The sequence below is a fragment of the Trichothermofontia sp. genome (assembly GCF_053493415.1).
This window is the reverse complement of record NZ_JBRCAD010000132.1, coordinates 1-11,927: the sequence shown is the minus strand read 5'-3', so window position 1 is coordinate 11,927 and position 11,927 is coordinate 1. Positions and strand designations below refer to the sequence as shown.

Sequence of the window (11,927 nt, the reverse complement as noted above, 5' to 3'; positions counted from 1 at the left end):
GGGGGAAGCGGTGGAGGTCGCGGTGGGGGATGAGGATGAGGTGTTGGCAGGTGGACCAATCAATCAGCTTGTTGATTTCATCAATTGCCAAGATTTGGTGCAGTTCTTGCAGACGCAACTTCATGTCTGTGCGCCAGCGGTGGGTTTCGGGTTGCTCGGCGGTGGGAGCTTGGTGGCTGGGCGGGCTGTTTGGTGGGGGGAGGTTGAGGTAGGCTTGATAGTCTGCATCCCATGTCTGTATCCAGCGGTTCAGGTCAAAAACTTGCTGGAGCGAGGGAGGGATTGCGTCGGGGATGTTAGAGGCAGGGGTGGAGGCTTGACTGTTGGGGGTGAGGGAGGCGGGTTTGCAGAAAAATGGTTGGGGGAAGTCGGGACGCAGGATGAAGGTGGTGAGGGTGTCGGCGCTGAGGTGCCAGTAGAGGATGACGGTCTGGGGATCGAGGAGTTGCCGCATTTGGGCATAGGTGGGGGTGTTGACTACGGTTTGGGTGTTTTGCCCTAGGGCTTGCAGGAGCCAATTCATGCAGGTATTGCGGTGTTTTTCGGCGGTTTCTAGTGCGCTGGGAAGCTGGCCGTTTTGGATATGGCGGTCAACGGTGAGGTGCTGGAAGTTGCCGAAGCGCTGGAATCTGCGGATACGTTCGTTGCGGGAGCGGCTGGTATCTGCCAGGATGCGGTTGAGCATGGCTTGGCCTTCCTGTTGGAAGATCTCAGCTTGATCGTCCTCTCGAAAGAACCGATGAATGGTCATCATGGTTTCGAGAATTTCCAGGTAGGGTTCTTCAATCTTGCGTTGAAGGGCAGTGCTAGCGTCTGGTTGGAGGAGGATTTTGCGCCAGAGCCGCAGGGCGGGATGGTAGCCTTCATCGGGGTCTGCTAAGGCGCGTCGTCGATAGTTTTGTTGGCGGTGGAGATCGCCAATGGCTTTGTGGAGTTTGCCCCAACCGAAGGGATCGGTGTCTTGGCGGCAGTATTTTAAGCCTTCACGATAGGTGGTTAATGCGCCTTGGTAGCCCCACTGGCAAAGGTCGGGGTTGGTTTTGGTGGGTAGGTTGGGGGCAAGGGCGCTGAGGGTTGCGGCCCAGTTTTCGGGTAGGGTTGGCTGTTGGATGAATTGGTAGAGTTGGGGGGAGCGGGGTTGGCGCAGGTGTTGGATGAGGGCATCGGGGCAGTCGGGATCTAGGGTATCAATGACTGCCGGGTAGCTGGGGTTGAAGGTTGCTTTGAGGCGGTGAATTGATTGGGTGAATTGGCGCTTAAAGGTTCCGATGTGGTGAGGATAGGCAATTTCACGATCGGCCACCGAGAAAAATAGTTTCACCTTGAGTTGCTCTAGTTCATTGGGAAAGTTGCGAATCAGGCTACGGAAAGCAGAATTGTCGTTGTAGGAATAACGGAAATTTTTAATCGCATTACCTCGGTTTAACCAGGTTTTATGGTCATCTGGCTTAAAGGTAAGAGCGATATCATAACTGGCGATCGCCTCCTCATGCCGTCCTAATTTTGTCAAAGCAATGCCCCGATTATTCCAGGCCATATCATAGTCGGGTTTGAGTGCGAGTGCCCGGTCATAACTGGCGATCGCCTCCTCATGCCGTCCTAAATCCTTCAGCGCCACGCCCCGACCATTCCAGGCCATATCATAGTCGGGTTTGAGTGCGAGGGCACGGTCATAACTGGCGATCGCCTCCTCATGCCGTCCTAGACTATGTAAAGCAATTCCTCTACTATGCCAAATTCTTGGATTTCCTGAATTAATAGCTAAAGCCCGATCATAACTATTAATCTCTTCCTCATAGCGCCCTAAGGACTTTAGGGAAATCCCTCGATTTTCCCAAACATAATGACTATTAGGACTAAGTTCTAGCGCCCGATCATAACTAGCCAGTGCTTCTTCATACCGCTGCAAATACCAAAACGCCGTCCCGCGCCCATCCCAAACTACATAATCTGGCTTAATCGCTAATGCTTTGTCATAGCAAGCGATCGCCTCCTCATAACGCCCCCCATCCAACAACTGATTCCCCTGATTAGCCCAACGTGTAGCCTCATCCGCCGGATTTTTAGGGACTTCATTAATCGCGATCGATGCGTTTAGCTTCTCCAAAATTTCTATCTTCAAACTCAACGCAGCAGCCAAGTCCGAGTTCAATTCCAAAGCACGCTTCACCGACTCAAGCGCCTCCCGATACTCACCCGCCTCAAACTGCGCCTGCCCCAACCGCAACCAACCCTCAGCCCCCGCCAAATTAGGATTCATCGCCCACCTGCCCTTCCTGCCAATCTAATTGCATCCTTTTCACGATCGCATAAATATCTGCCTTCTCCCCCTCTCTACGGCGGCCCATCCCAACTATCACCACCGTCACTAAAGCCTGATTAACCCGGTAAACAATGCGATACCGCTGACCCACGGCTCGCACACTACGATAACCAGCCAACTCATTGCTTAACGCCTTACCCTGCTTCTCTGGTTCAGACTTCAGCTTCTCCAACCGAGCCACAATTAACTGCTGCTCCCGACGGTCCTTAATCGCCGCTAAAAGCGCTTGCGCCTCAACCGTTAAAACAACCCGATAAACCCGATCAGACGCCATCTCACAACCCTAGCTGCGCCCTAACCGTCTCTAAACTCACCGTTTGCCCCGCCTCAGCCTGTGCTATCCCCTCCCGAATACTGGCCATCAACGCGCGATCGGACAAAATCTCTAACGTCTCCAGCAACGACGCAAACTCATCAGGGTTCAGCATCACGATCGCCGGTTGATCATCCTGCATCACCACGATCGGTGCCCTTGCCAACCGAGCAGGCAATTCCGGCAACTGGGCCTGCGCTTCCGCAATAGTCAGCTTTTCAGACATGGCATTGATACCCAATCTACGTCAAAGATATCACAAGAAAATTAGACCCCCGATCGGCGACGGGCCTGAATCAACTCAGCCGATCATTGCCGCCCCGCCGGGACATAACGCCGCACGATCGCCTGTGCCCGCTCCCCCCTGAATGATCCTGATCTGCTGCATCCGTCACCATAAGCACCGCATCATACTCACCCGGCGGCAACGCGATCGGGGCTTGAACTTGACCCCACTCCCCACGCCCGATCTGAGGCGAAATTCCCGTTAGGAGCCTATGGCAAGATGGGTTTACGCACGTGTAGTAACCCTGGGTCAAGCCAATTGCTTAAGATAGCAACCGGGATCATGGGCAAGGTGGGCAATAGGCAAATCAACCACTGCTGCCCGGTCAGGGGAGCCGTCTGAAACAGCCAATTCATCATGGGCACCTGGCTAAAGACAACCTGTAAGCCCACCGCGATCGCAATCCCCAGAATTAAGATAGGCGCATGGGTAATCGATCGCGTTTTCCCCTGAACCCAGTGACAGAGACTAATCCCCAGTTGACTAATACTGAGGAGATATACAATCCGAGCCGCCACCAGCGATTGGATCGCCATCGTCCGAGCAACGGCAATATCACCCGTACTGGATTCCGCCCATTCAAACATTCCGAAAATCAACACCCAATTAAAGAGGGACACCGCCAGAATTCGGCGCAGAAGTTTAGTCGTCAGCAACGGCTCCTGGGGAGGACGCGGCGGCTGTTGCATTAACCCTTGGGACTTCGGTTCAAACGCCAAGGGAACGGTCATCGTGATGGAGTTGATCATGTTCAACCACAGGACTTGCAACGAGAGAATGGGTAACGCTCTGGCTAGCAAGGCACTAATCAGAATGGTCATCGACTCCCCGCCATTCACGGGCAACAAAAACGCGATCGCCTTGCGCAGGTTTTGATAGACCGCCCGCCCCTCTTCCACCGCCGCCGCGATCGAGGCAAAGTTATCATCCGTCAACAGCATATCCGCTGCCTCACGGGCCACTTCCGTGCCCCCCTTACCCATCGCGACCCCGATATCAGCCTGTTTCAAGGCGGGCGCGTCATTCACGCCATCCCCGGTCATGGCCACAATCTCGCCCTTGGACTGGAGCGCTTCCACCAGTCGCAGCTTTTGGCTGGGGGCCACCCGTGCGAACACATCCCCTTCAACCACGGCCTGGGCCAGATCCCGATCGTCCATTTTGGCTAATTGTTGGCCCTCGAAGGCAGCGACCGGCTCGGTCAGGGCAATGCCCATGCGTTGGGCGATCGTGCAGGCGGTGGCAATATGGTCCCCCGTAATCATCTTGACGCGAATCCCGGCTGACTGGCAGGCATGGACCGCCGCGATCGCCTCGGGTCGGGGGGGATCAATCATGCCCTGGAAACCCAGGAAGACGAGATCCCGTTCGATATCACTATGGTCGATCGCGTGTTGGTGGGGCTGGCCGAGTTTCTGGGCAAAGGCCAACACCCGCAAGCCCTGTCCGGTGAGGGTCGCGACGACTGACTCAATCGCACCGACATCCAGGGGCACGGCTTCTCCCTGGGCATTCATCTGGCGATCGCAGCGGCGCAAAAGAGCCTCCGCCGATCCTTTAACGTAGATCAGGGGCGGCACCGTATCGTGGAGGGTCGCCATATATTGGTATTGGGACTCAAACGGAATGGCATCCAAGCGCGGGTGGGTGGCCGCAAGGCCCGCTGGGGTGAGATCGGCTTTAGCGGCGGCGGTGATCAAGACACCTTCGGTAGGGTCGCCCACGACAGTCCAATGTTCCCCCGTTTGCCTGAGTTGGGCATCATTGCAGAGGAGTCCGGCGGTCAAACAGGCTGCTAGGGCTGGGGGTAAGGTCTCCCCCAGGGACTGGGTTTCCCCCGCTGCTCCCCGGTAAACAATGTCCCCCTTGGGGCTATAGCCACTGCCGCTAACCTGGTAAGACTGGCCCCCAGCGTAGATGGCCTGCACAGTCATCTGGTTTTCAGTCAGGGTCCCCGTTTTATCCGAGCAAATTACGGTAGCACTGCCCAGGGCTTCCACCGCCGGGAGCTTACGGATAATGGCATGACGGCGGGCCATGCGGTTCACCCCGATCGCCAGCGTAATCGTCACCACCGCTGGTAACCCCTCCGGGATGGCGCTCACTGCCAGAGCCACGGCGGCTTCAAACATCTTCAGCAGGTCTTCCCCCTGGCTCCAGCCGATCACAAAGGTTAAGGTCGCCAGGGTGAGGATGCCGTAGAGCAAAATGCGGCTGAACTTGGCAAATTTACGCGTCAGGGGGGTATTGAGGTTCACCCGTTGTGCCATCGCCTGGGAAATCTTCCCGACTTCCGTTGCTGCAGCAGTGGCCACGACAATCCCTGTTCCCTGGCCAAAGGTGACAAAACTTCCGGCATAGGCCATATTCACCCGTTCCGCTAGGGGCGTTTCCTTGGGCAGCGGCGCGATCGCCTTGCTCACGGGCACCGATTCCCCCGTCAGGGCCGATTCATCGATCTGCAAATCACGGGTTTTGAGCAGCCGTAAATCGGCAGGCACCTTATCCCCGGAGGTGAGTAACACAATATCCCCGACCACCAACTCCTGGGAGGGAACTTGCAGGAGTTGCCCCTCCCGCAGGACTGTACTTTCCGTTGTGACTGCCTTAGCCAGGGATGCGATCGCCCCCTCAGCCTTAGCTTCCTGCACGTAGCCAATGATGGCGTTAATAACCGTTACCCCCCAAATGACGAAAGCATTGGTCCATACCCCTAAGCACGCCTTAATCGTTCCGGCAATGAGCAGGATATAGAGCAGCGGTTGGTGGAATTGCAGCAGGAACTTGAACCAGGCAGGTTTACCGGGATGTACAGGCAGTTGATTCCAACCGTAGATTTCCCCTCGACGGGCGACTTCCTCTGGAGTTAGCCCGGTTTCCAGATAACTATCACAAACTTTAATAACTTCTGGTGGCGACAGTTCATGATAGGGGTGCGACAGTGAGCTTGCGAGCATAATGATCTCCCCCAATGCAGCAAAAGCCACTGGCTATTGGCTCAATGGCATAAGTCCATGTTAACAAAGGGACGATCGCCGCCCGGTTTTGGCTAGCTAGACATTGCCCTAGACACCGCACTAAATATCCCGGCGGATGGCGCTTTCGTGCCAATGGCGCAAGAGGAGATCAGAAATCACGGCAAGCATGACAAAAATTAACACCCCTAACAAGGTGATCAGTATCAAGGCTGCGAACATTCGCGGAATTTGCAGGTTATAACTCGCCATTAAAATCTGGTACGCCAATCCCACTTTTTGTCCCCCTGTCCCTGCCACAAACTCAGCCACAACCGCCCCAATCAAGGCTAAGCCGCCACTAATGCGCAACCCGCCTAAAAAGTAGGGCATGGCTGCGGGTAAGCGTAAGTAAATTAAGGTTTGCCAACGGTTAGCGCGATAGAGCTTGAAGAGATCCAGCAAATTCCGATCGACACTATTTAACCCCAAGGTCGTATTCGACAAAATCGGGAAAAACGCCACGATCCAGGCACACACAATCATCGCCGCAAAGGTATTATTGCGTAACCAGATGATAATCAATGGCGCGATCGCCACAATCGGCGTGGTTTGTAGAATCACCGCATAGGGGAAAAAACTCCGCTCAATCCACTTACTTTGGGTAAACAAAATCGCAATTAGCAGTCCCAAAACCGCAGCGGTTATAAACGCCACGATCGTGATTTTCAGCGTCACCAGCAGCGACGGCAAGAGAATCGGCCAATCCTGAATCAGTGTTTGGAACACCAGGAGCGGGCCGGGCAACAGATAGGTCGGCATCTGAGCCACACGCACAAAGCCTTCCCACAGCATTAAAAATAAGATCCCCACGACCACAGGCGCAATGACTTCCGGTGTGGCCAGCCGCCGCCAGCGCCTCCCCCCCCCGCCCCATACACTTGGGGGGGGCAAGGGAGTCGATCCAGGTGGGGGCAAAGCCTTGTGATTCGTTAAAGCCGTAGGCCGATCGTCACTCATCACTTCCTTCCCATCCAACCTTGACTAATTCCCAAAAATCTAAAATCTAAAATCCAACTCAAGCCACCGAAGACAACGACGGGTCAATCCGATCCGGCTGCATCGCTTCAGACAAATGGGCCGACACTTCCCGACAGTATTGATTACAGATCTCTGACGTGCGAAATGCCTCGGTGCGGGGGTAGGGCGCATCAATGGTCACATCGGCAATCACCCGCCCCGGTCGCGGAGCCATGACAATCACCCGTTGGGAAAGATAAACCGCTTCGTAAATATTATGGGTGACAAACAAGACCGTCCAACGCTTTTGCTGCCACAGATCCAGGAGATCGTTGTTGAGCTTGCTGCGCGTAATTTCATCCAGGGCACCGAAGGGTTCATCCATGAGTAAGAGGCTGGGTTGGGTCACCAAGGCACGGGCGATCGACACCCGCATTTTCATGCCCCCAGACAGTTCGCGGGGATAGTGGCGATCGCAACCCGATAACCCCACCAAATGCAGCGCCTCCTGGGCGGCAATCTGGGCCGATCGCCGCGACAAGCCGCTTAGCTTCAAAGGCAAACACACATTATCCAGCACGGTCGCCCAAGGCATCAGGGCCGCTTCCTGGAAAACAAAAGCCAGGTTTTGAGGATTTTGGACACGCTGCGGCGATGGGGTTGGGCTATCCAATCCCCACTCAATGCGCCCCGTTGATAACGCGCTTAAACCGGCGACTAGCCGCAGGACTGTACTTTTCCCACAGCCCGACGGCCCCACCAGGCTAATAAACTGGGAGGCTTGCACCGTTAAGTGCATGTCCTGTAGAGCCACCGTCCCATTGGCAAAGACCTTACTGACGTGGTTGAGGCTAAAGGCAATGCTGTCGTTCATTCGCAAGTGTTCATCGGCTATTGACGATAAAAATCAACCCCTTTATTAACAAATTGTAATGTATAGGCTTCTTGATAGGGGGTATCTGGCTTAAACACTCCCTCGGCTCGCATCGTCTCAAAGAGTGCCCGCCAGCGATCGTCCACCATTGCGCCAATCCCCTGGGTTGTTGCCTCACCCGAGACCACAATGCCATATTCCTTCATTTTGGCCATGCCGTAGGCCAGCAATTCATCCGTCATCTGGGGATTTTCCCGCTTGATCAACTCGTTAGCGGGGGTGGGGTCACCCTCTAGATAGCTGTACCAACCCTTGATCGAGGCATCCACAAAGCGCTGCACCAAATCTGGGTTTTGCTCAACGATTTCCCGGCGGGTTTCAATCGTCGTGTCATAGGGCGTGTAGCCATAGTCAGCCAGTAGGAAGACCACCGGTTCAAAACCACCCTCTTTCTGTACCGTCAGCGGCTCTGAGGTGAGATACCCCTGCTGGGCTGATTGTTTATCTGCCAGGAAGGGCGCAACATTGAAGTTATAGGGACGCTGCTGATCATCGGTAAAACCGAACTTTTGCCGGAGGAAGGGCCAATAGCTGACGGCAGCCCCCTTGGAGACAAAGATGGGGCGGCCCTTGAGATCGGCGAGGGTATTAACCCCCGTATTGGGATGGGCAATTAAAACCTGGGGTGACTTCTGGAAAATCGCGGCCACGGTCACCTTGGGAATGCCTTCCTGAATGGCAATAATGGCATCAGTCCCGTTATTCATGAAAAAATCAACGGCCTTCCCCATCAACAGTTGGGTGCCATTAACCTGAGGCCCCCCCATCCGAATGGTCACGTCCAGTCCATAGTCCGCGTAAATGCCCGTAGCCACGGCCTGATAAAAACCCCCATGTTCCGCCTGGGCATACCAGTTGGTGCCAAAGGTGACCTGATCCAGAGGGCCGGCTGGGCTGGGGCTAGCGGTTGCGTCGGGGGAGGATTGCCCCATTGGGGCCGGATTATTGCAGGCCCACAGAAGGCTACTGGCTAAGGCCAGAGAGCTGTATTGCAAGACTTGGCGTCGATTCAACCGCCTAACCATAGACAGTCCTCGCTGATTTCTGATGGGCAGCACCCCTCCGGGCGCATCTCTCCCCCCGCCGGGGATTACGCACCGCGATTGAGGGCACCTTCAATTTGGGTAAACTCTTGTTCGAGGCGGTTCTTGAGTTTTTGGGGAATGGGGCGGTTGGGATAGGCTGCATAATGGCTAGCTAGACCATTCAGGGCCGTGCGCATGGTGGTGAACGAAGGCAGCTTTTCTAGGGAACTATCGCGACGGTAGCGGGCGGCGTAGTCGTTGATCAATTGGCGGGTTTGGGCCTGCGCGGCGGCCTTGTCGGGGGTATCGTCGGGCAGGTTAATCGCCGTCCGCAAGCTTTCCACCAGGGTCAGGGTATCTTGACGATAGTTGCCCGTCAGGAGGGAGTTGTTGCTACAGCCTGTGACACCCATCACCACAACCAGCACAAACGCTAACAGAGACGACAAATAACGTTTCATAAACACCTTCAAATTGCAAATATGGCTACAAATCCACGCAGGCATAGTGTTTATGGTATAGCAATCCTCACCCAATTCATTGAATCACCGGGGGAGAAGCTAACCTTGATGACGATCGACGGCTCAGGGTTGGGCTTCTCCCTTATTGTTCAGGCAGCAGGGACTTTGCGGAGCAGGTCTGCCAATTCGGCGATCGGTACATCTTTATGGCAAACGCCCTACACGCCCGCTGCGAGAATATTTGACTTCTCTGCGTCCAGTGCGGCTGGGACTAAAACCGGCAGTTTTGAAGGTTGCAGATAGGACGCGACCTGGACGGCCTGCATTTTGGGGATACAGGGGCATATCGGGCAAGGTGGCATCGACAACGGCGACATCCATGATCGAGCGATGCCAGCCAGACTAGACCCGTTTCCCCATTCGTGGCTGCGCTAGCGACCTCAATGCCCGGTTGCGATCGCAGGGCCGTGCGCAGGGCGATGCGGGTGGGTTTGTCGTCTTCAACGATAATGGCTTGAATATCGGTCATGGTTGTCCTTGGCGTTTGCGCCAGCGCTGATCACCCATCGTTGCGTGACTTGTCAGTGGTATTCTCCCCAAATACTACCCCGATCACTCAGTCCTAGGGAGCGAAGCAAGCTGTTATGGTCCATTTCTCCATTCCCCCTGTTCCCCGTCTGCAATTGAGCCAGGTTAGCCAACGCCTCTCCCAGACGGCGGGTAATCCTCTGCATGGGGTCACCTTGCTCCAGGACATTAGTTTTAGTGTGGCTCCCGGTGAGTTTGTCGCCATTGTGGGGCCTGCGGGTGCGGGCAAGACGAGCCTCCTGCGCTTGCTCAATCGCCTCAGCGACCCGACGGAGGGGCACATCCGCTTGGACGGACAGGCACTTCAGCACATCCCGATTTTGCAGCTACGCCGTCAGGTTAGCCTGGTGCCGCAGGAGTCTAAACTGCTGGGGATGACCGTGGCTGAGAGCCTTGCCTATCCGCTCAAACTGCGGGGTCTAAATCGCGCGAGGGTGCAACAGCAGGTGGACTACTGGCAAGAACAGTTACGTCTACCTTCGGAGTGGCGCGATCGCACGGAACTCAACCTATCGGTGGGCCAGCGTCAGCAAGTCGCGATCGCCCGTGCCCTGGTTACCTTACCCCCCGATTCCCAGGCGATCACAACCGTGCTGCTGCTGGACGAACCGACGGCCTCCCTGGATGCGGGACGGGCTGAATTTTTACTGTCACGGTTGCAAGATTTGTGCCAAACTGCCCAACTCACCCTGCTCATGGTTAACCACCAACTGGATCTGGTCGAACGGTTCTGTACACGGGTTCTCTACCTCCAGTCCGGGCAGCTTCACCAGGATACGACGGCTGTCCAAACCGACTGGACTGCCCTGCGTGATCGGCTGATTGCGGCGGAACGCCAACAGGCGGAGGCCTGGGCATAGGGGAATGCCAGCCCCCTCCCAAACTGGGCGAGAGTCAGGCGAATGCGCAGGCTTGAAGCCCCTTTCCCTGTGGGCAAGGAGTTGGGGTGAGGGCCACCCAATATCATCAGGCAAAACGCGACGGGCCGAGATCGGGGGGGAGGTCCTGGAGGCGACCGGGTCCCACGGCTTGCAGGGCTTCGTGGAGGCTAATATCCCCGGTATAGAGTGCCCGCCCCACGATCGCCCCAGTCAAACCAGCGGCTTCCAGCCCCAACAAACTCAGTAAATCCGTCACCGAACTCATGCCACCAGAGGCAATGACAGGAATGGGACACTGATCCACCATTTCCCGCAGGGCCGTGAGGTTGGGGCCTTGGAGGGTGCCATCCCGCTGAATATCGGTGTAGATAATGGCCGCCACCCCGATCGCTGCCATTTGTCTAGCCAGGGTTGTGGCTGCAACGGTGGACGTTTCCAACCAGCCCCGTGTGGCAACTTGGCCATCGCGGGCATCAATCCCAACGATGATCTGCTGGGGAAAGGTTTGGCACAGTTCGGCGACTAAAGCGGGGTTTTCAACCGCCACCGTCCCCAGGATCGCCCACTGTACCCCCAGGTCTAACACCTGCTGAACACTGGCTCGGGTGCGGAGTCCCCCTCCCACCTCCACGTGCACGGGAGTTGGAGCATCGGCCAAACGGTCTAAGATAGCAGCGATCGCGGGTAGGTTCACGGGTTCTCCCGCCTTGGCTCCGTCCAGGTCTACCAAATGGAGCCGGGTTGCCCCTTGCGCAACCCACTGCATCGCCACCTGGGCCGGATCATCGCCAAATTGTTCGACCTGACCATAGTCCCCCTGGTAAAGCCGGACACATTTACCCCCTAGTAAATCGATCGCAGGAATAATCTCCATTGGTTTGAGTAACGCCCATCGTGACAACTGCCAGCCCTGATCGTAGCAAACTGCTACAGCACTTCCAGACTTGCTGAGGTACAGACAAGGGGCTTAAGCCCCTTGTTTACAAGGCTTGACAGTACCTTCATTAAAGAGGGAACGGCTGTATCCCCTGCCAACTGTTTCCATAAACAGCAAAAAGGGCGCTGGTCGCGCCCTCGACACGAGGAATGGTGTTTGACTAGCCCCCAGATGGCCCGTTGCATAGGGGGGACCCGCTGGGGGC

At 55.9% G+C, this 11,927-nt stretch carries 10 protein-coding genes; 1 reads left to right on the top strand and 9 read right to left on the bottom strand.

The features are described from left to right. The 8 genes from ACWIUF_RS11605 to psb27 form a co-directional block, all read right to left on the bottom strand. Positions 1–2,260 (bottom strand): tetratricopeptide repeat protein (locus ACWIUF_RS11605; RefSeq protein ID WP_448572529.1); only part of this gene is annotated, 2,260 nt, incomplete at its 3' end. Further along, a complete protein-coding gene (locus ACWIUF_RS11600) occupies positions 2,250–2,597 on the bottom strand; it encodes a type II toxin-antitoxin system RelE family toxin (protein WP_448572528.1) in 348 nt (115 codons plus the stop codon). The genes ACWIUF_RS11605 and ACWIUF_RS11600, both read right to left, overlap by 11 nt. Before the next feature lies 1 nt (position 2,598). After that, positions 2,599–2,862 (bottom strand): type II toxin-antitoxin system Phd/YefM family antitoxin, encoded by a 264-nt coding sequence (locus tag ACWIUF_RS11595; protein WP_448572527.1) that lies wholly within the window; start codon positions 2,860–2,862, stop codon positions 2,599–2,601. A gap of 269 nt (positions 2,863–3,131) precedes the next feature. After that, positions 3,132–5,879 carry a cation-transporting P-type ATPase gene (locus ACWIUF_RS11590; protein ID WP_448572526.1) on the bottom strand — a complete coding sequence of 916 codons (2,748 nt, stop codon included), beginning with the start codon at positions 5,877–5,879 and terminating at the stop codon, positions 3,132–3,134. Positions 5,880–5,999: 120 nt separating this feature from the next. Next, entirely contained in the window at positions 6,000–6,830 is an 831-nt protein-coding gene (locus ACWIUF_RS11585) for an ABC transporter permease (protein WP_448572525.1), read from the bottom strand. A 124-nt stretch (positions 6,831–6,954) separates the two neighbouring features. Beyond that, on the bottom strand, positions 6,955–7,770 hold the full coding sequence (locus ACWIUF_RS11580; RefSeq protein WP_448572524.1) for an ABC transporter ATP-binding protein: 816 nt from the start codon (positions 7,768–7,770) through the stop codon (positions 6,955–6,957). A gap of 17 nt (positions 7,771–7,787) precedes the next feature. Further along, positions 7,788–8,855 (bottom strand): ABC transporter substrate-binding protein, encoded by a 1,068-nt coding sequence (locus ACWIUF_RS11575; RefSeq protein ID WP_448572523.1) that lies wholly within the window; start codon positions 8,853–8,855, stop codon positions 7,788–7,790. 65 nt (positions 8,856–8,920) lie between these two features. After that, positions 8,921–9,361: a photosystem II protein Psb27 gene (psb27, locus tag ACWIUF_RS11570; protein WP_448572522.1), complete on the bottom strand. Its 441-nt coding sequence runs from the start codon at positions 9,359–9,361 to the stop codon at positions 8,921–8,923. Positions 9,362–9,960: 599 nt separating this feature from the next. Between psb27 and ACWIUF_RS11565 the strand changes: the two genes are divergently transcribed. Continuing rightward, a complete protein-coding gene (locus ACWIUF_RS11565; RefSeq protein WP_448572521.1) occupies positions 9,961–10,764 on the top strand; it encodes an ABC transporter ATP-binding protein in 804 nt (267 codons plus the stop codon). A gap of 106 nt (positions 10,765–10,870) precedes the next feature. Here the strand turns inward: ACWIUF_RS11565 and hisA are convergent, their stop codons facing one another. Further along, positions 10,871–11,659, bottom strand: coding sequence for a 1-(5-phosphoribosyl)-5-[(5-phosphoribosylamino)methylideneamino]imidazole-4-carboxamide isomerase (gene hisA / locus ACWIUF_RS11560; RefSeq protein ID WP_448572520.1), 789 nt, complete (start codon positions 11,657–11,659; stop codon positions 10,871–10,873). Positions 11,660–11,927 lie beyond the last annotated feature (268 nt).

Excerpts from the sequence above, each read along its gene's own strand:
- ACWIUF_RS11590 (WP_448572526.1), bottom strand. The coding sequence starts at position 5,879 with ATGCTCGCAAGCTCACTGTCGCACCCCTATCATGAACTGTCGCCACCA.
- ACWIUF_RS11575 (WP_448572523.1), bottom strand. The coding sequence starts at position 8,855 with ATGGTTAGGCGGTTGAATCGACGCCAAGTCTTGCAATACAGCTCTCTG.
- ACWIUF_RS11565 (WP_448572521.1), top strand. The coding sequence starts at position 9,961 with ATGGTCCATTTCTCCATTCCCCCTGTTCCCCGTCTGCAATTGAGCCAG.
- ACWIUF_RS11600 (WP_448572528.1), bottom strand. The coding sequence starts at position 2,597 with ATGGCGTCTGATCGGGTTTATCGGGTTGTTTTAACGGTTGAGGCGCAA.
- ACWIUF_RS11595 (WP_448572527.1), bottom strand. The coding sequence starts at position 2,862 with ATGTCTGAAAAGCTGACTATTGCGGAAGCGCAGGCCCAGTTGCCGGAA.
- ACWIUF_RS11580 (WP_448572524.1), bottom strand. The coding sequence starts at position 7,770 with ATGAACGACAGCATTGCCTTTAGCCTCAACCACGTCAGTAAGGTCTTT.
- hisA (WP_448572520.1), bottom strand. The coding sequence starts at position 11,659 with ATGGAGATTATTCCTGCGATCGATTTACTAGGGGGTAAATGTGTCCGG.
- psb27 (WP_448572522.1), bottom strand. The coding sequence starts at position 9,361 with ATGCCTGCGTGGATTTGTAGCCATATTTGCAATTTGAAGGTGTTTATG.